22 protein-coding genes and 4 tRNA genes are annotated in these 20,677 nt (G+C 70.8%); 6 read left to right on the top strand and 20 right to left on the bottom strand.

The window, feature by feature from the left end; genetic code table 11:
* Positions 1-48 precede the first annotated feature (48 nt).
* A tRNA-Trp gene (locus ACZ7L7_RS09365) sits at positions 49-121 on the bottom strand.
* A gap of 250 nt (positions 122-371) precedes the next feature.
* Here ACZ7L7_RS09365 and ACZ7L7_RS09360 point away from each other — a divergent pair.
* Together ACZ7L7_RS09360 and ACZ7L7_RS09355 are read left to right on the top strand one after the other, a co-directional pair.
* Positions 372-1,595 (top strand): pyridoxal phosphate-dependent aminotransferase, encoded by a 1,224-nt coding sequence (locus ACZ7L7_RS09360; RefSeq protein ID WP_285510625.1) that lies wholly within the window; start codon positions 372-374, stop codon positions 1,593-1,595.
* A gap of 120 nt (positions 1,596-1,715) precedes the next feature.
* Positions 1,716-2,783 carry an adenosine deaminase gene (locus ACZ7L7_RS09355; RefSeq protein WP_285510626.1) on the top strand — a complete coding sequence of 356 codons (1,068 nt, stop codon included), beginning with the start codon at positions 1,716-1,718 and terminating at the stop codon, positions 2,781-2,783.
* Here the strand turns inward: ACZ7L7_RS09355 and ACZ7L7_RS09350 are convergent.
* The 10 genes from ACZ7L7_RS09350 to ACZ7L7_RS09305 form a co-directional block, all read right to left on the bottom strand.
* Positions 2,701-3,396 carry a hypothetical protein gene (locus ACZ7L7_RS09350; RefSeq protein ID WP_453599099.1) on the bottom strand — a complete coding sequence of 232 codons (696 nt, stop codon included), beginning with the start codon at positions 3,394-3,396 and terminating at the stop codon, positions 2,701-2,703. The two genes, ACZ7L7_RS09355 and ACZ7L7_RS09350, sit on opposite strands and share 83 nt — an antisense overlap.
* 10 nt (positions 3,397-3,406) lie before the next feature.
* Entirely contained in the window at positions 3,407-4,540 is a 1,134-nt protein-coding gene (locus ACZ7L7_RS09345) for a UDP-N-acetylmuramate dehydrogenase (protein WP_453599139.1), read from the bottom strand.
* 10 nt (positions 4,541-4,550) lie between these two features.
* The gene (locus ACZ7L7_RS09340; RefSeq protein ID WP_453599096.1) at positions 4,551-4,931 is read right to left on the bottom strand and encodes a DUF3291 domain-containing protein; all 381 of its coding nucleotides are present in this window, start codon (positions 4,929-4,931) and stop codon (positions 4,551-4,553) included.
* A 15-nt stretch (positions 4,932-4,946) separates the two neighbouring features.
* Positions 4,947-6,383: an MFS transporter gene (locus ACZ7L7_RS09335; protein WP_453599094.1), complete on the bottom strand. Its 1,437-nt coding sequence runs from the start codon at positions 6,381-6,383 to the stop codon at positions 4,947-4,949.
* Positions 6,384-6,518: 135 nt separating this feature from the next.
* A complete protein-coding gene (locus ACZ7L7_RS09330; protein WP_285510630.1) occupies positions 6,519-7,088 on the bottom strand; it encodes a TetR/AcrR family transcriptional regulator in 570 nt (189 codons plus the stop codon).
* Between the two features lie 117 nt (positions 7,089-7,205).
* A complete protein-coding gene (locus tag ACZ7L7_RS09325; RefSeq protein ID WP_093720414.1) occupies positions 7,206-7,634 on the bottom strand; it encodes a MaoC family dehydratase in 429 nt (142 codons plus the stop codon).
* An 8-nt stretch (positions 7,635-7,642) separates the two neighbouring features.
* Positions 7,643-8,095, bottom strand: coding sequence for a MaoC family dehydratase N-terminal domain-containing protein (locus ACZ7L7_RS09320; protein ID WP_093720415.1), 453 nt, complete (start codon positions 8,093-8,095; stop codon positions 7,643-7,645).
* Between the two features lie 128 nt (positions 8,096-8,223).
* Positions 8,224-8,388, bottom strand: a complete 165-nt coding sequence (gene rpmG / locus ACZ7L7_RS09315; RefSeq protein ID WP_003948671.1) for a 50S ribosomal protein L33 — start codon at positions 8,386-8,388, stop codon at positions 8,224-8,226.
* Positions 8,389-8,478: 90 nt separating this feature from the next.
* Positions 8,479-8,551: transfer RNA gene (locus tag ACZ7L7_RS09310), tRNA-Met, on the bottom strand.
* A 46-nt stretch (positions 8,552-8,597) separates the two neighbouring features.
* Positions 8,598-8,670, bottom strand: a tRNA-Thr gene (locus ACZ7L7_RS09305).
* A 319-nt stretch (positions 8,671-8,989) separates the two neighbouring features.
* On the opposite strand from ACZ7L7_RS09305, the gene ACZ7L7_RS09300 reads away from it, so the two are divergent.
* Positions 8,990-10,246, top strand: coding sequence for an amidohydrolase family protein (locus ACZ7L7_RS09300; protein WP_472075434.1), 1,257 nt, complete (start codon positions 8,990-8,992; stop codon positions 10,244-10,246).
* A gap of 441 nt (positions 10,247-10,687) precedes the next feature.
* A complete protein-coding gene (locus ACZ7L7_RS09295) occupies positions 10,688-11,344 on the top strand; it encodes an SDR family oxidoreductase (RefSeq protein WP_285510633.1) in 657 nt (218 codons plus the stop codon).
* A gap of 7 nt (positions 11,345-11,351) precedes the next feature.
* On the opposite strand, the gene ACZ7L7_RS09290 is transcribed toward ACZ7L7_RS09295, so the two are convergent.
* Both ACZ7L7_RS09290 and ACZ7L7_RS09285 read right to left on the bottom strand, forming a co-directional pair.
* Positions 11,352-11,564, bottom strand: coding sequence for a hypothetical protein (locus tag ACZ7L7_RS09290; protein WP_285510634.1), 213 nt, complete (start codon positions 11,562-11,564; stop codon positions 11,352-11,354).
* A gap of 85 nt (positions 11,565-11,649) precedes the next feature.
* Positions 11,650-11,731: transfer RNA gene (locus tag ACZ7L7_RS09285), tRNA-Tyr, on the bottom strand.
* 225 nt (positions 11,732-11,956) lie between these two features.
* On the opposite strand from ACZ7L7_RS09285, the gene ACZ7L7_RS09280 reads away from it, so the two are divergent.
* Positions 11,957-12,445, top strand: coding sequence for a YajQ family cyclic di-GMP-binding protein (locus ACZ7L7_RS09280; protein WP_285510651.1), 489 nt, complete (start codon positions 11,957-11,959; stop codon positions 12,443-12,445).
* 97 nt (positions 12,446-12,542) lie between these two features.
* Here the strand turns inward: ACZ7L7_RS09280 and ACZ7L7_RS09275 are convergent, their stop codons facing one another.
* A complete protein-coding gene (locus ACZ7L7_RS09275; RefSeq protein WP_285510652.1) occupies positions 12,543-12,809 on the bottom strand; it encodes a GlsB/YeaQ/YmgE family stress response membrane protein in 267 nt (88 codons plus the stop codon).
* Positions 12,810-12,964: 155 nt separating this feature from the next.
* Here ACZ7L7_RS09275 and ACZ7L7_RS09270 point away from each other — a divergent pair, with 155 nt between their 5' ends.
* Positions 12,965-14,212, top strand: a complete 1,248-nt coding sequence (locus ACZ7L7_RS09270; RefSeq protein WP_472075431.1) for an APC family permease — start codon at positions 12,965-12,967, stop codon at positions 14,210-14,212.
* A 10-nt stretch (positions 14,213-14,222) separates the two neighbouring features.
* Here the strand turns inward: ACZ7L7_RS09270 and ACZ7L7_RS09265 are convergent, their stop codons facing one another.
* From ACZ7L7_RS09265 to ACZ7L7_RS09240, 6 genes are all read right to left on the bottom strand, one after another.
* Complete coding sequence (locus ACZ7L7_RS09265; protein ID WP_285510654.1) at positions 14,223-14,783, bottom strand: SMI1/KNR4 family protein; 561 nt, start codon at positions 14,781-14,783, stop codon at positions 14,223-14,225.
* 88 nt (positions 14,784-14,871) lie between these two features.
* Positions 14,872-15,270 (bottom strand): YccF domain-containing protein, encoded by a 399-nt coding sequence (locus ACZ7L7_RS09260; protein ID WP_285510655.1) that lies wholly within the window; start codon positions 15,268-15,270, stop codon positions 14,872-14,874.
* A complete protein-coding gene (gene htpX / locus ACZ7L7_RS09255) occupies positions 15,267-16,130 on the bottom strand; it encodes a zinc metalloprotease HtpX (protein ID WP_285510656.1) in 864 nt (287 codons plus the stop codon). The genes ACZ7L7_RS09260 and htpX overlap by 4 nt, the downstream gene beginning before the upstream one ends.
* A 228-nt stretch (positions 16,131-16,358) precedes the next feature.
* On the bottom strand, positions 16,359-17,474 hold the full coding sequence (locus ACZ7L7_RS09250) for a hypothetical protein (protein WP_472075604.1): 1,116 nt from the start codon (positions 17,472-17,474) through the stop codon (positions 16,359-16,361).
* Positions 17,475-17,585: 111 nt separating this feature from the next.
* Positions 17,586-19,103: an NADH-quinone oxidoreductase subunit N gene (locus ACZ7L7_RS09245; protein WP_285510657.1), complete on the bottom strand. Its 1,518-nt coding sequence runs from the start codon at positions 19,101-19,103 to the stop codon at positions 17,586-17,588.
* A complete protein-coding gene (locus tag ACZ7L7_RS09240) occupies positions 19,100-20,674 on the bottom strand; it encodes a complex I subunit 4 family protein (RefSeq protein ID WP_285510658.1) in 1,575 nt (524 codons plus the stop codon). The genes ACZ7L7_RS09245 and ACZ7L7_RS09240 overlap by 4 nt, the downstream gene beginning before the upstream one ends.
* Positions 20,675-20,677: the final 3 nt, after the last annotated feature.

Raw genomic sequence — 20,677 nt, 5'->3', positions numbered from 1 at the left:
GCATTGCTGTACGTACATGCGCACACATCCTGGCGAAGGTGTGTGTAGCAGGGCCGGAGGGACTTGAACCCCCAACCGCTGGTTTTGGAGACCAGTGCTCTACCAATTGAGCTACGACCCTTTGTGTGTCCCCCAACGTACCGCATCCGGACGGGTGCTCGGTGTGCACCGTGCGAGTGCGGGCTGCTGAAGGCCAACGAGGTGAGAGTGTACGTGCTCTTGGGCCCCCCGTCGAACAGAAAGTGCCCGTGGGAGCCCCGGAGATGAAAGATCACCCAGCCCGCGGGCCGGATCCGGACGGTTGTTCAACCGCTGTTCAGTCTGTGAAACCCGTGTGCCGGGGGTATTTCCGGTCTGGAACGATGGGTCCCATGAGCGCTGCTACCCCTCCCACCGAGCGCCGGGTCTCCGCCCGAGTCGGCGCGATCTCCGAGTCCGCCACCCTCGCCGTGGACGCCAAGGCCAAGGCCCTCAAGGCCGCCGGGCGACCGGTGATCGGCTTCGGCGCCGGCGAGCCGGACTTCCCGACCCCGGACTACATCGTCGAGGCCGCCATCGAGGCGTGCAAGAACCCCAAGTACCACCGCTACACCCCGGCCGGCGGTCTGCCCGAGCTGAAGGCCGCGATCGCCGCGAAGACGCTGCGCGACTCCGGCTACGAGCCCGACGTGTCGCAGATCCTGGTCACCAACGGCGGCAAGCAGGCGATCTACGAGGCGTTCGCCGCGATCCTCGACCCTGGCGACGAGGTCATCGTCCCCGCGCCGTACTGGACGACGTACCCGGAGTCGATCCGGCTGGCCGGCGGTGTCCCGGTGGAGGTCGTCGCGGACGAGACGACCGGCTACCGCGTCTCCGTGGAGCAGCTGGAGGCCGCGCGCACCGAGCGGACCAAGGTCGTCCTGTTCGTGTCGCCGTCCAACCCGACCGGCGCCGTCTACAGCGAGGCCGACACCGAGGCGATCGGACGCTGGGCGGTCGAGCACGGCCTGTGGGTGATGACGGACGAGATCTACGAGCACCTCGTCTACGGCGACGCGACCGCCGTCTCCCTGCCGGGACTGCTGCCCGAGCTGCGCGACAAGTGCGTCGTGGTCAACGGTGTCGCCAAGACGTACGCCATGACGGGCTGGCGGGTCGGCTGGATCATCGGCCCGAAGGACGTCGTCAAGGCCGCCACCAACCTCCAGTCGCACGCCACGTCGAACGTCTCCAACGTGGCGCAGGTGGCCGCGCTCGCCGCCGTCTCCGGTGACCTGGAGGCCGTCACGAAGATGCGCGAGGCGTTCGACCGCCGCCGCAGGACGATCGTGCGGATGCTCAACGAGATCGACGGCGTGGTCTGCCCGGAGCCCGAGGGCGCCTTCTACGCGTACCCGTCGGTCAAGGCCCTGCTGGGCAAGGAGATCCGGGGCAAGCGTCCGCAGACCAGCGTCGAGCTGGCCGAGCTGATCCTGGAGCAGGCCGAGGTCGCGGTCGTCCCGGGCGAGGCGTTCGGCACGCCGGGTTATCTGCGGCTGTCGTACGCGCTCGGCGACGAGGACCTCGTCGAGGGTGTGAGCCGGATCCAGAAGCTGCTGGCGGAGGCCAAGTAGTCACTCTTGTGTGTGCGGGGCACCCGGGAATCCCCCGGGTGCCCTGTTCTTTTGTGCGAGCAAGACCACGAACGGGGAAAGCGGTACCGGGACGGCGGTTGCGTACGGCAGGATCCTGGGATGGAGCGTGTACGTGATGTCTCTGAGCTGCCGAAGGCCCATCTGCACCTGCACTTCACCGGGTCGATGCGGCCCGGCACCGTTCTGGAACTGGCCGACAAGTACGGCGTGCGCCTGCCGGAGGCGCTCTCGGACGCCCTGATCAGCGGGGAGCCCCCGCAGTTGCGGGCGACCGACGAGCGGGGCTGGTTCCGCTTCCAGCGGCTGTACGACGCGGCGCGCTCGTGCCTGCGCGAGCCGGAGGACATCCAGCGCCTGGTGCGCGAGGCCGCGGAGGAGGATCTGAAGGACGGCTCGGGCTGGCTGGAGATCCAGGTGGACCCGACGTCGTACGCGCCCCGGCTCGGCGGGCTGATCCCGGCGCTGGAGATCATCCTGGACGCGGTGGAGACGACCTCCCGGGAGACCGGCCTGGGGATGCGGGTGCTGGTGGCCGCGAACCGGATGAAGCACCCCCTGGACGCCCGCACGCTGGCCCGGCTGGCGGTGCGGTACGCGGACCGCGGAGTGATCGGCTTCGGGCTCTCGAATGACGAGCGGCGGGGTATGGCCCGGGACTTCGACCGGGCGTTCGCCATCGCGCGGGACGGCGGGCTGCTCTCCGCCCCGCACGGCGGCGAGCTGACGGGGCCGGCCTCGGTCCGGGACTGCCTGGACGACCTGGAGGCGAACCGTATCGGCCACGGGGTGCGGGCGGCGGAGGACCCGCGGCTGCTCAAGCGCCTCGCCGACCGGGGCGTGACCTGCGAGGTGTGCCCGGCCTCCAACGTGGCCCTCGGCGTCTACGAGAAGCCGCAGGACGTCCCCCTGCGCACTCTGTTCGAGGCGGGGGTGCCGCTGGCCCTCGGCGCGGACGACCCGCTGCTGTTCGGCTCCCGGCTCGCGGCCCAGTACGACATCGCCCGCCGCCACCACGCCTTCACAGACGCGGAACTGGCGGAACTGGCCCGGCAGTCGGTACGCGGTTCCGCGGCCCCGGAGGACGTCAAGAACCGGCTGCTGGCCGGGATCGACGAGTGGCTGACTCGCCCGGCCGACGGAAGTGGGCGTACGGCGGATACGGCTTGAAACAGACCAGCACCTCGTAGGGGTGCCCGCCGCCGGGCGGCTGGGCGAGCGCCAGCCCGGTCATCATCGCCGAGTGGCCCTTGAGGACCTGCTTGTGGCGCGGCCCGAAGCCCGCCGCGTAGGCGAATTCGACGGCGGAGTCGGCGAACGTCTCCCGGGTGCCGAACAGGAACAGCGTCCGCGCGTGGGTGACGTGCCGCAGGTCCTCCCGTTCCCACGGGGTCTCCTGCCAGGCCCTGGCGTCCCGCGCGGTGCGCGCCTCGTCGGTACGGGCCGTGAGCGGCGTCCCCTGTCGCAGCCGGTGCCGGAGCCCGGGCCACTGGCTGGGGCGCAGGCCGTAGGAGGTGTGGGCCAGGACGAGGTCGACCCGCTCGCCCCAGCCCTCGTCGGGCGGGACCCCGTCGCGCAGCGGCACATGGACGATCGTGTGCCGCGAAAAGGCCGCGAAGGAGAACAGCGCCGCCAGCCGGTTCAGCCCGTCGTGGTCGCCGAGCAGCAGTCCGATGGGCTCGGGGGCGGTCAGGGAGGTGTGGCGCAGGGGTGTCCTCGGCTGGACCACCCGGTGTTCGTACGGCCCGGTCCTGGGCCGGAACTCGGTCAGCCGCAGCCGCATGCGGGCGCCCCTACAGGCTCACGCCGACGGTCACCGGCTCGTTGACCAGCGTGATGCCGAACGCCTCGCGGACGCCGGCGACGACCTCGCGGGCCAGGGTCAGCAGGTCCTCGGTGGTGGCGGTGCCGCGGTTGGTGAGGGCGAGGGTGTGCTTGGTGGAGATACGGGCGGGGCCGGTGCCGTAGCCCTTGGTGAAGCCCGCTTTGTCGATCAGCCAGGCGGCGGAGGTCTTGGTGTGCCCCTCCCCCGCCGGGTAGGCCGGGGGCTCCACGTCGTCGCCGAGCCGTTCCTTCACGCGCGCGTGGAAGCGCGCGAACTGCTCGTCGGTGAGGATCGGGTTGGTGAAGAAGGACCCGGCGGACCAGGTGTCGTGGTCCTCGGGGTCCAGGACCATGCCCTTCCCGGCCCGCAGCTTCAGCACGGTCTCCCGTGCGGCGGCCAGCGGTACCCGGTCGCCGGGCTCCACGCCGAGCGCGCGGGCGGTCTCGGCGTACCGGATCGGCCCGGACAGTCCGCCCGCGTCCTCCAACTCGAAGCGCACGCGCAGGACGACATAGCGCTCGGGGTCGGACTTGAAGCGGCTGTGGCGGTAGGAGAAGGCGCACTCCTCGTTGGTCAGCGTGACGGTCTCGCCGGTGCGGCGGTCGTAGGCGATGACCTCGGTGATGGTGGAGGCGACCTCCTGGCCGTACGCGCCGACGTTCTGGATCGGGGTGGCGCCGGCCGAGCCGGGGATGCCGGCCAGGCACTCGACGCCGGCGAGCCCGGCCTCGACGGTGCGGGCGACGGCGTCGGTCCACACCTCGCCCGCGGCGAGCTCCACGCGCGTGCCGGAGATTTCCAGGCCCTTGGTGGCGATGACGAGGGCGGTGCCGTCGAAGCCCTTGTCGCCGATGACCAGGTTGGAGCCGCCGCCGATGATCAGCAGCGGGGTGCCCGTGGCGTCCGCCTCGCGGACGGCGGCGATCACCTCGGCGTCGGTGGCGGCGGTGACCAGCCGGGTGGCCGGTCCGCCCAGGCGGAAGGTGGTCAGCGGGGCGAGCGGGGCATCGTGGAGTTCCTGCACGCGCTCAAGGGTACGAGAACGGCCCCGCCGGTCGGGGCGGGGCCGTGTCGTCGCGGCGTCCGGGGTTGCGCTGCGCAGTGTCCGGGGCTCAGCGCAGTCGGCGTTCGGCCTCGGCCCAGTCGAGCGGGAGGTCCTCGCTCTTCGCCGTCCAGCCGGCGAACTTCGAGTCCCGCATGAGGGGGGCCAGCTTGCGGGCGGTCGGGGCGTGGGTGCCGGTGCGGGAGAACTCCTTGAGGGCCTGCGGGGACTCCCAGGCGGACAGGGTCCAGAAGGTGCGCCGGAACACCTGCGCCTTGAGCGTGGCGCCGCATCCGCCGGGCGCGCGAGTGACCTGCCGCCAGATGCCGGGGGTGCTGAGGAAGAAGCGCAGTGCGCCCATGAGGGTGCTGGTCTCGAAGCGGGAAGCGAACACGTGCACCTCGGTTCCGGCGGGCGGGGTCTGCGGAGCGGTCCAGGGAAGCGTGGGCATGACGGTCTCCTCTCGTCAGTGTCCGGCGGTCTCCAGCACGCGCGCGTGCTGTTCGGGCTCCTCCACGCGCGGGGTGGCGCTGCGGCGCGGGATGCACAGGGCGGCGATTCCGGCGACGGCGACCAGGGCGGCGCCGGTCACCAGGGCAGGCCGCAGCCCGTCGACGAAGGTCTGGCCGGTCTCGTAGCCGCCCTGGGCCGCGAAGATCGACGACATGATGGCGATGCCGAGGGCGCCGCCGACCTCGCGCAGGGCGTTGTTGGCGCCGGAGGCGATGCCCTGTTCGGAGGTGCGGACGCTGGACATCACCAGGGCGGAGGCGGGGGCGAAGAACAGGGCCATGCCGACGCCGCTGATGATCAGGGCGGGCAGCTGGACGCTGTAGGAGGCGTCCGCGGTGAGGACGGTGGCGAAGTAGGCGAGCCCGATGGCCTGGAGGAACAGGCCGGTGGCGACGACCGGGCGGCCGCCGATGCGGTCGGAGAGGATCCCGGCGATCGGCGCGACCAGCATCGGCATTCCGGTCCAGGGCAGCATCCGCAGTCCCGCCTCGGTCGGCGAGTAGCCGAGCACGCCCTGCATGTACTGGCTGAGCAGGAAGATCGAGCCGAACATGCCGAGGAACATCAGCATGCTGGCGGCGTTGATCCCGGAGAACGCCCGGGAGCGGAACAGCCGCATCGGCAGCATCGGGTTCTTGGCGTGGGCGCTGTAGAGGACGAAGGCGACGAGCAGGGCGCCGCCGGAGAACAGGCCGGTGAGGACCATGGGCGCGGTCCAGCCGTCCGCGGGGCCGCGGACCAGGCCGTAGACGATGCCGAACAGGCCGCCGCTGGCCAGCAGGGTGCCGGGGACGTCGAGCGGGGCGCCGTTGCCGCGGGACTCGGCGAGGCGGAGCCGGGCGAGCGGGAGCAGGAGCAGGCCCAGCGGGACGTTCAGCCAGAAGATCCACTGCCAGGAGATGTGCTCGGTGAGACTGCCGCCGATGAGCGGACCGGAGGCCACGGCGAGCCCGTTGACGGCGCCCCATATCCCGAACGCCATTCCGCGCTTGTCGGCGGGCACGGCGGCCGTCAGCAGGGTCAGCGTCAGCGGCATCATGATCGCCGCACCGACGCCCTGCACCGCGCGGGCGCCGATCAGGGAGTCGATGCCGGGGGCCATGGCCGCGGCGGCGGAGGCGGCGGTGAAGATCGTGATGCCGACGAGGAAGAGCCGGCGGCGTCCGAAGCGGTCGCCGAGCGCCGCGCCGAACATCAGCAGGACGGCGAAGGTGAGGGTGTAGGCGCTCACCGTCCATTCCAGGTCGTGCAGGCCGCCGCCCAGGTCCTCGCGGATGGAGGGCAGTGCGGTGGTCACGACGAGGTTGTCGAGGGCCGCCATGAATCCGGCGACGCTGGTGATGACGAGGGCCCAGACGGGTCCTCCGCGTGATGCGGTCTGCTGTGACATCTCTCCCCCAGAGAGTGCGCGGCCTGCGTGGTTACCGCTTGATTAGTAATTGATGACTAACTTCTATGATCATGAAAAGGCGCCGGAACGCCTTCGCTCGGTGCGAGGTGGATCAGCGGTGGTGCCGAGCGGCCCTCAGTGTTCGAGCCGCCCCTTGGTGCGAGCCTCGGGGTAGAGGCCCTCCCATACCCGGTGCTCAGGCGGAAAACCCATCGCGACCAGGCAGTTGACGAGCATTCCGTACGCCATGAACGTCGTCGTCTCGTCGACGTCGGCACCCAGCGGCAGGTGAACGGTGTCCCAGATCCGCATCCAGCCCTGGCGCACGGTCTCGCCGAACTCGTGGTCACCTTCCGCGGCGGCGGCCCCCACGGCTGCGTACATCTGCATCTGCATCTGGAGCATCTCGGGTTGCTCCGCGATGACCTTGGTGTACGCGTTCGCCATGGAGAGCAGCGCTTCTTCGCCGTGCAGCCCTTCGGCGGCGTCACCGAACGTCTTGATGGTGTTCTCGACACAGCGCGCCGCCGCGGCCAGGAAGATCGCCTTCTTGCCCGGGAAGAGCCGGAAGAGGTACGGCTGGGAGACACCGACCCGCCGGGCGATCGCCTCGGTCGACGTGCCGTGATAGCCACCGCGGGCGAACTCGCTGATCGCCGCACGGATGACGCTCTCGCGCCGCTCCTCTGCGCTCATCCTGACCATGCGACTAAGTTAGTACTCAATCACTAACTACGTCAAGGGGATACCGAGTTCCCCGTACGAGTAAGGGGCACTCCGCCAAGGAGAGCGCCCCTTACTCGCGGCCACGCGCGCGTGCCGTCACGCCAGGCGGACGACCGCCCGGGACATGCCCAGCACCTTCTGACCGGCGCTGGTGGCCGTCAGGTCCACCCGGACCGTGTTGTCGTCGAGCTTGGCCGCGACCTTGCCGCTGACCTCGATCGTGGCGCCCTGGTCGTCGTTCGGGACGACGACGGGCTTGGTGAAGCGGACGCCGTACTCGACCACCGCGCCCGGGTCGCCGACCCAGTCGGTGACGACGCGGATCGCCTCGGCCATGGTGAACATGCCGTGCGCGATGACGTCCGGCAGCCCGACCTCCTTGGCGAACTTCTCGTTCCAGTGGATCGGGTTGAAGTCCCCGGAGGCGCCCGCGTACTGCACGAGCGTGGCACGCGTCACGGGGAACGTCTGCGCGGGCAGCTCGGTGCCGACCTCGACGTCGCCGTAGGAAATCTTCGCGGTCATGGGATCGCTCACCCCTCCTCGGCCGCGCGGGCGACCAGCTTCGTCCAGGCGGTCACGACGTGCTCCCCCGCCTCGTCGTGGACCTCGCCGCGGATGTCCAGGATGTCGTTGCCCGCCATGGACTTGATCGCCTCGATGGTCGAGGTGACCGTCAGCCGGTCCCCGGCGCGCACCGGGCGGGTGTAGGCGAACTTCTGGTCGCCGTGCACCACCCGGCTGTAGTCCAGGCCGAGCTGGGGGTCGGCGATGACCTGTCCGGCCGCCTTGAAGGTGATCGCGAAGACGAAGGTCGGCGGGGCGATCACATCGGGGTGGCCGAGCGCCTTGGCGGCCTCCGTGTCGGTGTACGCCGGATTGGTGTCACCCACCGCCTCCGCGAACTCACGGATCTTCTCGCGGCCGACCTCGTAGGGGTCGGTGGGCGGATAGGTCCGCCCGACGAAGGACTGGTCGAGCGCCATGGGCTCGGCACCTCCTGGTGTCAGCTGTGATTCCCGGAGCCGGCCGAGGGGTTACCGCTCGGTTCCGGCCGACGAAACGACGCGAGGCCGCCCCCTGTTACGGGGACGGCCTCGTGTACGAGCCTGATTTATCGCGTCTCGCGGTGCGCGGTGTGCGCGTTGCAACGCGGGCAGTGCTTCTTCATCTCAAGACGGTCCGGGTTGTTACGCCGGTTCTTCTTGGTGATGTAGTTCCGCTCCTTGCACTCCACGCAGGCCAGCGTGATCTTCGGGCGGACGTCGGTGGCAGCCACGTGAGTGCTCCTAAGACGAACGGATGGACTGATTCAACGCAAGAAAGAGTAGCCGATCGAAGGACCGACCCCGCAATCGGCTACTGTCAGTAGCGGTGACCGGACTTGAACCGGTGACACAGCGATTATGAGCCGCTTGCTCTACCGACTGAGCTACACCGCTGCGATGCGATCAGTTCCCATCTTGCGACGGGAACCTTTCACACCAGAGCCCCAAAACGGAATCGAACCGTTGACCTTCTCCTTACCATGGAGACGCTCTGCCGACTGAGCTATTGGGGCGAGCGATGAAGACATTACACGGTCCGCCGCCGTTCGCCCAAATCCGTTTCCCGCCGTCCCCCGCACCCCGATCGCACGGGCTCCACAGCCGCCTCAGCCGTCACCGCGGACAGCCCTCCGCGCAGCTCGCGCGGCCGGGACCACACCGGTACGACTATTGCGCTCCTCCCGGTCGCGGGCGGATCGCCGCCCTAGGCTCGACTCACTCTGCGTGATCTTGTGCCCCCGCGCGGGGCGCACGCGCGGTTCCCTTGGTTCCGCAGTCCCGCGTGGTTTCCGCAGTCCCGCGCAGTTCCGAGCAGCGAGTACCTGGAGCGCGATGCCCGACAGCCAGCCCCAGCCGCCCCACTCCTCGTCCTCACCCCCGGGACAGTCCGATCCGGCGGCGCTGCTGCTGTGCGGGGCGCGCCTCACCGACGGCCGCATGGTGGACGTCCGGCTGGGCAACGGGCGCATCGAGGCGGTGGGCACGGCCGGGAGCCTGTCGAGCGGCACGCGCGCGTGCGGAGCGCGCGTGGACCTCACCGGCTACCTCCTCCTCCCGGCCCCCGCGGAACCGCACGCCCACGGCGACACCGCCCTGTCCGCCGACACGGACGGACCGGTCTCCTACGACCCCCAGGACGTCCAGCGCCGCGCCACGGAGGCCGCGCTCCTCCAACTCGGCCACGGGGCTACGGCACTGCGCGCGCACGTGCGCGTGGGCGACGTCCAGGGCCTCGGCGCCCTGTCCGCCGTCCTGCGCGCCCGGCGTTCCCTGCGCGGGCTGACCGAGCTGACCGCGGTGGCGGTGCCCCGCCTGCTGACCGGGGTGGCCGGCGCCGACGGGCTGGCGATGCTGCGGGACGCGCTGAAGATGGGCGCGTCCGTGGTGGGCGGCTGCCCCGACCTGGACCCCGATCCGACGGGCTATGTGGAGGCGGTCCTGGAACTGGCCTCCGAGCACGGCTGCCCCGTCGACCTCCACACGGACGCCGACGACCCGGCCCGGCTGTCCCGGCTGGCGGCGATGGCGGGCGGGCTGCGCCCCGGAGTGGCCCTCGGCCCCTGCGGCGGCCTCGGCCGGCTCCCGTCCGACGCGGCGGCCCGCACCGCCGACCAACTAGCCGCCGCGGGCGTCTCGGTGGTGTGCCTGCCGCAGGGCGGCTGCGGGGGCGTGGAGCGCCGCGGCACCGCGCCGGTACGGCTGTTGCGCGCCGCGGGTGTACGGGTCGCCGCCGGGAGCGGCGCCCTGCGCGACGTGTCCAACCCGGTGGGCCGCGGCGACCCCCTGGAGGCGGCGTACCTCCTCGCCTCCCGCTACGGCCTCGGGCCCGAAGCCGCCTACGCCGCGGTGAGTTCGGCCGCGCGCACCGTCCTCGGCCTCCCCGGGATCCGTGTCGAGGCGGGCTTCCCCGCGGACCTCCTCGCCGTGCGCGGCGACAGCCTCCCGGGCGCGCTGTCCCTGGCGTACAGCCGGATCGTCATCCACCGGGGACGTGTGGTGGCCCGCACGAGCGCGGTGCGGGAGTACTGCAACTCGGCGGCGGCGGTGGAGTTGGGGCTGCCTCGGCAGGGGCGGGGGGAGGTTTCCTGAGGGGGCGCGGGGGTGTGCTGTGGCCGAGGTGGGAGAGGCGCGCGCCCCGGACTTGCGCTTCGTGCCTGGCGTACGGCGATTGGCTGGCGTAGGGCGATTTGTCCGCGCCTGGCGCGTGTGCGGTTCCCCGCGCCCCGGGTAGGCATTTCGCGCCCCGCGTGCGGCAACTGCCTTGCGCCCCGCGCATCGCGACTTCCGGGGCCGCCAGCGCGCCCCGCACGACCCGCGCACGCCCACTCGCCCCGCGCCTGGCGCTTGCTCTCTTCGCCGCGCCCCGCGCACGACGGGCTTCGCGCGCTCCGGTCGCACGCTTCACGCCCCGCGCATACCAAACACCGCACGCCCCGCGCGTACAACGCAACGCACGCCCCTTGCTCGGCCACGCGCCGCCCCGCAGGTCTCGTGCGGCGGGTGCGGGCACCCGGGCGTACGGTCGGAGGCATGCGCATTGTCATCGCTGGTGGTCATGGTCAGATCGCGCTGCGGCTGGAGCGGCTGCTGTCCGCGCGCGGGGACGAGGTCGCGGGCATCATCCGCCGCGCGGAACAGGGCGACGATCTGCGGGAGGCGGGCGCAGAACCGGTGCTGCTGGACCTGGAGTCGGCGTCGGTCGAGGAGGTCGCGGCGAGTCTGGAGGGCGCGGACGCGGCGGTGTTCGCGGCGGGCGCCGGACCGGGCAGCGGAGTCGACCGCAAGGAGACGGTGGACAAGGACGCGGCGATCCTGTTCGCGGACGCGGCGCTGCGGGCCGGAGTGCGCCGGTACCTGGTCGTCTCGTCGATGGGCGCGAACCCCGAGCACGAGGGCAGCGAGGTCTTCGACGTCTACCTGCGGGCCAAGGGCGAGGCGGACGAGTACGTCCGCGGCCTGGACGGCCTGGACTGGACGATCCTGCGCCCCGGCATGCTGACGAACGACGCGGGCACCGGCCTGGTCCGTCTGGAGGCCCACACGGGCCGCGGCCCCATCCCCCGCGACGACGTGGCCGCCACCCTGGCGGAGCTGGTCGACACCCCGGCCACGGCCGGCCTGACCCTGGAAGTGATCAGCGGCCCGTCCCCGGTGGCGGTGGCCGTGAAGTCGGTCGCGGGCAACTGAGGCCGCCTCAGAACAGCGACAGCTGACCGGGCATGTCGGGCACGACGTACCCGTCCAACGACAGCTGCGCGGCCCCGAGTTCGGCGAGCCGACGCGACCCGGGGCACGACACGAGCATCCCGCTCACCCGCGCGCCGGGCGGATCGTGCCGGGCGAACCGCCCGGCCACCACAGCGATCTCCCGGCGGCACTCGGGGCAGTTCCTGCGACGCGTGGACATGGCCCCAGTGTGTCCGGCACCACTGACAACGAAGAGACCCCCTCGCCCCTGTGTTTCCACAGAGCCGAGGGGGTCTTCCCCAAAGTGGCGGCGCCAGGATTCGAACCTGGGAAGGCTGAGCCGGCAGATTTACAGTCTGCTCCCTTTGGCCGCTCGGGCACACCGCCGGGGTTTGCTGCCAATCGAACGGCCTTTCGGCGGTGCTCCCTGGCAACGACGTAAACAATACCCGATGCGGAGGGGTGCTTCGCCACTCGATTGATCTCCGCCACGGGGTCCGTGGATGGCTAGGCTTATCCGGATGCGGCCCGGGACCTACGCCGGGCTCGGCGCTCGCCCCCACGCACGCCGATACGCACCCGACAGGACCCCGATACAAGGAGCCACAGGACATGGCCGACTCCAGTTTCGACATCGTCTCGAAGGTCGAGCGGCAGGAGGTCGACAACGCCCTCAACCAGACCGCCAAGGAGATCTCGCAGCGCTACGACTTCAAGGGCGTGGGCGCCTCGATCTCATGGTCGGGTGACAAGATCCTCATGGAGGCCAACTCCGAGGACCGGGTGAAGGCTGTCCTCGACGTCTTCCAGTCCAAGCTGATCAAGCGCGGCATCTCGCTCAAGGCACTGGACGCGGGCGAGCCCCAGCTCTCCGGCAAGGAGTACAAGATCTTCGCGACGATCCAGGAGGGCATCTCCCAGGAGAACGCCAAGAAGGTGGCGAAGATCATCCGCGACGAGGGCCCCAAGGGCGTGAAGGCCCAGGTCCAGGGCGACGAGCTGCGCGTGAGCTCCAAGAGCCGGGACGACCTGCAGACCGTCATCGCCCTGCTGAAGGGCAAGGACTTCGACTTCGCCCTCCAGTTCGTGAACTACCGGTAGTCCCGGACCGGGGCGAAGCCTCCGCGTAACGCGAAAAGGGTGGGCACCTGGCGGGTGCCCACCCTTCCCGCTGCTGGCTGCGGTCAGGAGGAGGTGCTCAGTTGCGCGAGTGGCCGAACAGGATGCGGTAGGCGATCAGCAGCACCAGCGAACCGCCGATCGCGGCCGCCCAGGTGGCCCCGTCGTAGAAGTCCTTGGTGATCGGGTGGTCCAGCCAGCGGGCGGAGATCCAGCCGCCGAGGAACGCTCCCGTGATGCCGATGACGGTCGTACCGATGAAGCCGCCCGGGTCCCGGCCCGGCAGCAGGAACTTGGCGATGGCTCCGGCCAGCAGTCCCAGAATGATCCAACTGATGATGCCCATGCCGTGAACCTGCCCTTCCGCGCCGTGCGAGCACTGCCCCGGCACTGTGATCTTCGTCCTGCGCCTGCCTGCGTTCCGCTCCTGTTCACCACCTGTTGCTGACGAGGACGTCACCGCACCGCCCGGCGGTTGCGGCGCTCAGTAGGGTGCGGTCCATGACACAGCCTGCCGCCGGGCTCCGGCGCACCCTCGGGGTCGGCGACGCCGTGGTCATCGGGCTCGGCGCCATGGTCGGGGCGGGCATCTTCGCCGCCCTGGCGCCCGCCGCCCACGCGGCCGGCACCGGGCTGCTGATCGGGCTCGCGGTGGCCGCGGTGGTCGCCTACTGCAATGCCACCTCCTCCGCGCGGCTGGCCGCGCTGTACCCCGCCTCCGGCGGCACCTACGTGTACGGCCGTGAGCGGCTCGGTGAGTTCTGGGGATATCTCGCGGGCTGGGCGTTCGTGACCGGGAAGACGGCCTCCTGTGCGGCGATGGCGCTCACCGTGGGCGCGTACGTCTGGCCGGACCAGGCGCATGCCGTGGCGGTCGCGGCGGTCGTGGCGCTGACCGCGGTGAACTACGGCGGCGTCCAGAAGTCCGCCTGGCTGACGCGGGCGATTGTGGCGGTCGTGCTGGCGGTCCTCGCCGCCGTGGTGGTCGTGTGCCTGACGTCGGACGAGGCGGACGCCGGGCGGCTGAACGTCGGCGTCTCCGGCGGCCCGGGCGGGGTGCTTCAGGCGGCCGGGTTGCTGTTCTTCGCCTTCGCCGGGTACGCGCGGATCGCGACGCTCGGCGAGGAGGTGCGGGACCCCGCGCGCACCATCCCGCGCGCGATCCCGATCGCCCTGGGTATCGCCCTGGCCGTGTACGGGTTCGTCGCGGTCGCCGCCCTGTCCGTGCTGGGCGCCGAAGGGCTCGGGGCCGCCGAGGCGCCGCTGGCCGACGCGGTGCGCGCGGCCGGCGTACCGGGTCTGGCGCCGGTCGTCCGGGGCGGTGCCGCGGTGGCCGCGCTGGGCTCGCTGCTCGCCCTGATCCTGGGCGTCTCCCGGACAACGCTGGCCATGGCGCGGGACCGGCATCTGCCCGTCGCGCTGTCGGCCGTGCACCCGCGGTTCCGGGTACCGCACCGGGCTGAGCTCGCCGTGGGTGCGGTGGTCGCGGTGCTGGCCGCCATGGTGGATGTGCGCGGGGCCATCGGGTTCTCCTCCTTCGGTGTGCTGGCGTACTACGCGGTGGCGAACGCCTCTGCCTGGACGCTCGGTTCGGGACTGTCGGCGCGGGCGGTCCCGGCGGCGGGTCTGCTCGGCTGTCTGGTTCTGGCGTTCGCGCTGCCCGGGGTGTCGGTGGCCGTGGGCGCGGGAGTGCTGCTGGTGGGGGTCGTGGCGTATGCCGTACGGCGAAGGGCGCGCGCGGCCGGGTAGGCCGTACCGGCTACGAGGCCCGGGTAGTCCGTACGGCGAAGTCGGTCCACGGGGCCAGGTCCGTGTCGTCGTTCGCCTCCTCGTACCAGCCGGTGCCCTCGACCCAGGCGTGCAGCCAGAGTTCGAGGCTGGGGGCGTCCACGTACCAGGCGTGGTCGCTGGTGTCGGCGTTCGGTTCGAAGAGCAGGACCGGGGCCCCGGGGGCCAGGCAGTCCACGCACGCGTACATCGCGCAGCCCCAGTGGGATATCGGCAGGACTCCCTCGGGCCAGGGCCAGTCGGGGTCCTTCCGGCCGCTCTCCCGGTTGCTGAGGTACTGCGGGACCGCGGCGGGCTCGCCGGACGGTGGGCTGTCGAGCAGGGGCAACAGGCCGTACTCCGGGCCGAATCCGCCGTCTCCTATGCGCAGGTACAGCTCGGCGAGCAGCGGCGGCAGGGAGAAGCCCAGGGCGGCCTCGGCGCGGGCCACGGCGCCGGCGTCCACGGGTGCGGGGAGGGAGGGCCAGCCCCACGGTCGGGTGGTGTGCGCCTTGGACGCCACCCGTGCCAGCAACTGCTCGGTGTCGGTCATGGGTTCATGATGCAAGCCGCCACTGACAATCGAGCGGGCCTGTGGACAACCGGCGGGCTGTGGACAACTCCCGGGCTCGGGAACTCTGCTACCAGCGCGTGTTCGCGAACGCCTCGTCCGTCCGCACGATCTCGCGGCCCAGTGGCAGCAGCGACACCGGGATCAGCTTGAAGTTGGCGATGCCCAGCGGGATGCCGATGATCGTCAGGCACAGGACGATTCCGGTGGCGATGTGGCCGAGGGCCAGCCACCAGCCCGCGAGGAGCAGCCACAGGACGTTGCCGACGCAGGAGGCAGCGCCCGCGTCACGCCGTTCGACCGTGGTGTACCCGAAGGGCCACAGGGCGTAGACGCCGATGCGGAAGGCGGCGATGCCGAAGGGGATGCCGATGATCGTGATGCACAGCAGCACGCCCGCGAGCAGGTAGCCCAGGAACAGCCAGAGGCCGCTGAGCAGGAGCCAGATGACGTTCAGGATTGTCTTCACCGGTGGGGACCTGCCATCTTCTCCAGCCGGGCGATCCGCTCGGCCATCGGTGGGTGGGTCGAGAACATCTTGGACAGGCCCTGACCGGGCCGGAACGGGTTCGCGATCATCATGTGGCTCGCCGTCTCGATGCGAGGCTCGGGGGGCAGCGGAAGCTGCTTGGTGCCCACTTCCAGTTTGCGCAGGGCGCCGGCGAGTGCCAGTGGGTCGCCGGTCAGCTGGGCGCCGGAGGCGTCCGCCTCGTACTCCCTGGAGCGGCTGATCGCCAGCTGGATGAGGCTGGCGGCGAGCGGGCCGAGGATCATGATGAGGAGCATGCCCAGCAGACCGGGTCCGTCATCGTCGTCGGAGCGGCCGATCGGGATCAGCCAGGCGAAGTTGACCAGGAACATGATCACGGAGGCGAGGGCGCCGGCCACCGACGAGATCAATATGTCCCGGTTGTAGACGTGGCTGAGCTCGTGGCCGATGACGCCGCGCAGTTCGCGCTCGTCGAGCAGGCGCAGGATGCCCTCCGTGCAGCACACGGCGGCGTTGCGCGGGTTGCGGCCGGTGGCGAAGGCGTTGGGGGCCTCCGTCGGGGAGATGTACAGCCGGGGCATGGGCTGGCGGGCCTGCGTGGAGAGTTCACGGACCATGCGGTACAGCGCCGGGGCCTCGAACTCGCTGACCGGGCGGGCGCGCATCGCGCGGAGGGCGAGCTTGTCGCTGTTCCAGTACGCGTAGGCGTTCGTGCCCAGGGCGATCACGACGGCGACGACGAGCCCCATGCGGCCGAAGAAACTGCCGATGACGATGATGAGTGCGGACAGTCCCCCGAGGAGTACTGCGGTCCTGAGCCCGTTGTGCCGGCGGTGCACGGTACGCCCTCCAAGTGGTGCGGCAGGGGAACCCTTTGCTGGTCGGTCTCCGATGTGCCACTGGTGTCGTGGTGACAGGTCCAGTGGACCCTCCCGTACTGGTCAACGCCAGGCGGAGGGCTGGGGTTCCCTGGTGGGCGCGGCCGGGCCGCTGGGCCGTACGGGTGAGGGCGGTGCCGTTCCGTGGAGGGGACAGGCGCCGGGCCTGCCCCCTCCACGTCGGGGCCGCTACTTCAGGGCGACGCCGTCGCCGGCCGCCTTCACCGAGGCGACCGTCGAGTTCCCCGCGTACGCCCACCGCCAGTACCCGGAGGCCGAGGCGGTGGTGGTCGTCGACAGGTAGCCGGCCGAGTCCGTGGTGACCGTCTTCACGGTCGTGTAGGTGCTGGAGCCGGACTTGCGGAACTGGAGCTTGACCTTCTGTCCGGCGTAGCCGGTGAAGGTGGTGGCCGCGTCGCTGGTGGCGCGGGTGAGGCGGCCCGTCACGGTGAGTTTGCCGCCCTTGGCGACGGGCTCGGGGGACGCGTTCACGGTCAGCTTCGACACCTTCAGCAGGGTGACGCCGTCGCCCCGGGAGACGGCGGCGGTGGAGGTGCTGTCCTGCGTGAACGCCCAGCGCCAGGCGCCGGAGGTGGTCGCCTTGACGGTCGTCTTCACCTTGCCGTCGGCGTCGGTGGTGGCCGTCTTCACGGTGCTGTAGGAGGTACCGCCGGTCTTCTTGAACTGCAGTCGCAGCTTCTGCCCCGCGTATCCGGCGGGGAACGCGTTGTTCTCCACGTCCCAGTGCTGCCAGTCCGGCCGGGTGAGCTCGCCGGTGACGGTGAGTGTGCCGTCCTTGCGCACGGGCTCAGGGGTGGCGTCCCCCGTCAGCGTGGTCTGCTTCAGCAGCGGGACGCTGCGGCCGGGCAGGTCCTCGTATTCGAGGTAGCTGCTGTATTCGAGGTACTGGACGCCGTCGAACGCGTATCCGGAGATGCCCAGGTAGACCGGTCCCGCGGAGGCGTTGACGAGCTGCTGGGGCAGGATCACCGCGGTTCCGGTGCAGGTGCTCACGGTCGCGGTGGTCTGCTCGCAGCTCATGTTGTGGCCGACTTCGCCCTCCAGGAAGAAGAAGTGGCCACCAATGACGAGCTTCGCGTCGATGGTGGCGAGGCCGCCCGAGTCCTCCTCGATCTGGGCGGTGACCGGCACGGTCACCGGGTCCTTGCCGCCCACCACGATGGGCTTGCCCCCGTTGATCGTGACGCTCTTGAAGGCGGTGTCGTAGTACGCGGCTTGCGCCTGCGGTGCCAGCAGCAGTCCCCCCGCTGTGGCGGCCGCGAGGAGCAGCGCCGTACGTCGCACTCGTGCCAAGGAATCCCCCCAAAGGATCAGGCAGTGCCAAGTATTGATCAGGCCATCCGGTGATCGGATGGCCGAATCCTGCCACAGGGCCGCATGAGGACATCCGCGGGATCAGAACAGGCCGGTGTCGGTGAAGCGCAGCACCAGTTGGGGGGCTCCGGACAGGGCGACGCCCAGGACTGCGGTGAGGGCGATGGCCGCCGTGACGGGGGCGGGTCCGCGGTGGCGTACGGGCTCGCCCTCGGGGGCGCGGAAGAGCAGGGCCGTCCACTGGAGGTAGTAGAACAGCGCGATCACGACGTTGGCGGCCATGACCACGGCCAGCCAGCCCAGGCCCGCGTCCACGGCCGCCGAGAAGACGGTGACCTTGGCGAACAGGCCGATGATGCCCGGCGGGAGTCCGGCGAGGCAGAGCAGGAAGAAGGCCAGGACCAGGGCCGAGAGCGGGTTCTTGGCATAGAGGCCGCGGTAGTCGGCGAGGCGGTTGCGGGCGTGGGTACGGCCCACCAGGGCGGCCACGGCGAAGGCGCCAAGGTTCACGGCGCCGTACATGAGGGCGTACGCGAGCGTGGAGCCGATGGAGCGCTCGGGGTCGTCGGAGTACGCGGCGGCGGCGATCGGTACGAGGAGGTAGCCGGCCTGTCCGACGGAGGACCAGGCCAGCAGGCGTACCGCGCTGTACGCGCGCGTGGGCTGCTGGCGCAGGGCGCCGACGTTGCCGATGGTCATGGTGAGGGCGGCCAGCGCGGCGAGCGCCGGGCCCCAGACGTCGGCGTAGGACGGCAGGGCGATGACGGTAACCAGGATCAGGCCGGAGAAGCCGACGGCCTTGCCGACGACCGAGAGGTAGGCGGCGATGGGAAGAGGCGCGCCGACGTAGGTGTCGGGGACCCAGAAGTGGAAGGGGACGGCGGCCGTCTTGAAGGCGAAGCCGACGAGGGTGAGGACCACGCCCACCTGGGCGAGGGTGTCGAACTGGCCGTCGACGTTCTGGATGCGCTCGGCGATCCGCGTGAGGTGGAGGGTGCCGGTGGTGGCGTACACGAAGCTGATGCCCATCAGGCTGACCGCGGTCGCGGTGACCGAGGACAGGAAGAACTTCAGGGCCGCCTCGGAGGACCTGCGGTCGCCGTGGCGCAGACCGACCAGGGCAAACGCGGGCAGGGAGGCGACCTCCAGGGCCACGACGAGGGTCGCGAGGTCCCGGGAGGCGGGCAGGAGGGCGGCGCCCGCGGCGGAGGACAGCAGCAGGAACCAGAACTCGCCCTCGGGGAGCCGCTTGGCGTCGTCCTTCAGCGCGGTGACCGACAGCAGGGCGGCCAGGAGGGCGCCGCCGAGAACCAGCAGTTGCAGGACGAGCGTGAACCGGTCGGCGGTGTAGCTGCAGGTGTCGGGGGCGCCGTTGAGGCAGAAGGTGGACCGGTCGCCGTCCAGGAGGGGCAGCAGCATCAGCGTGGCGGCGGCCAGGCCCGCGACCGAGATCCAGCCGAGGAGCGCCTTGCGGGCGACGAAGAGGTCGGCGACCAGGACGACGAGTCCGACGACCGCCGCGATGGTGGGCGGTGCGATGGCGAGCCAGTCGACGTCCTGGACGAGGGACGCGGCCAGCGGCTGGGCCGGGGAGCTCATCGGGTGCCTCCTGCGAGAAGCTGCTGCACGGCCGGGTCGGTCAGGCCGAGGAGGGTCTTGGGCCACAGTCCGGCGACGACGGTGAGGGCGACGAGCGGGGTCCAGGCCGCGAACTCGTACGTCTGTACGTCGGCGAGCTTGGGGGCCTGCTGCGGTACGGCGCCCATGCAGACCCGGCGGACCACGATCAGCAGATAGGCCGCGGTGAGCAGGGTGCCGAAGGCGCCGATCGTCATGAAGGTGAGGAACGCCGGGCGGCTGAGCTGCTCGGCGGGCTCGAACGCGCCGAACAGGGCGAGCATCTCGCCCCAGAACCCGGCGAGTCCGGGCAGCCCGAGCGAGGCGACGGCGGCGAAGGCGAGCAGACCGCCCAGGCGCGGGGCCTTGCCGTACAGCGCCGCTCCCGTCTCCTCGGCGAGGGTGTCGAGGTCGGTGGTGCCCGTGCGGTCCTTCAGCGCGCCGACCAGGAAGAAGAGCAGGCCGGTGATCAGGCCGTGGGCGATGTTGGCGAACAGGGCGCCGTTGACGCCGGTCGGGGTCATGGTCGCGATGCCGAGCAGGACGAAGCCCATGTGGCCGACGGAGGAGTAGGCGATGAGCCGCTTCAGGTCGCCCTTCGCGCCCTGCTTGGCCAGGGCCAGGCAGGCCAGCGATCCGTAGATGATTCCGACGACCGCGAAGGCCGCGAGGTAGGGCGCGAAGTCGGCGAAGCCGTCGGGCGCCACCGGCAGCAGGATCCGGACGAAACCGTACGTGCCCATCTTCAGCAGGACGCCGGCCAGCAGGACCGAGCCGACGGTCGGGGCGGCGGTGTGGGCGTCGGGAAGCCAGCTGTGCAGCGGCCACATCGGGGTCTTGACCGCGAGCCCGAGACCGATCGCCAGAACGGCGATGACCTGCACGGACGCGGTCAGCGACCGACCGTTGTCAGTGGCGAGTGCCACCATGTCGAATGTGCCCGCTTCGAGCCCGATCAGAAGCAGGCCGAGCAGCATGACGACCGAGCCGAGCAGTGTGTAGAGGATGAACTTCCAGGCGGCCTGGGCCCGGCCCTCGCCGCCCCAGCGGGCGATGAGGAAGTACATCGGGATCAGGACGGTCTCGAAGGCGAGGAAGAACAGCAGCAGGTCGAGGACGGCGAAGGTGGCGAGGGTGCCGGACTCCAGGACGAGCAGCAGGGCGACGAACGCCTTCGGGGACGGGCCCGAGGGCATCTTGAAATACGAGTAGAGCGCGCACAGGAAGGTCAGCAGCGCGGTCAGGACCAGAAGGGGGAGGGAGATGCCGTCGACGCCGAGGTGGATGCGCACGTCGAGTGCCGGGATCCAGCTGATGTCGGTCGTGGCCTGCATCCTCGACGGCTGGTCGTGGTCGAAGCCGAGCGCGAGGACGATCGCGGCGATGAGGATCGCGCCGGTGACCGTCACGCCGTGCCGGAGCACGGCCTGCTCGGGTGACTTCCCCTTCAGTCCGGGCGGGGCGGGCAGCAGGGCTGCGACGGCTCCGAGGAGCGGGCCGACGACGATCAATGCCAGAAGGAACTGCATCACGGACTCGTTGATATCGATCACGCC

This window comes from Streptomyces sp. NPDC110618, from assembly GCF_055657065.1.
The sequence above is the reverse complement of the archived record's forward strand: the minus strand, read 5'-3'. Positions and strand labels throughout refer to the sequence as shown.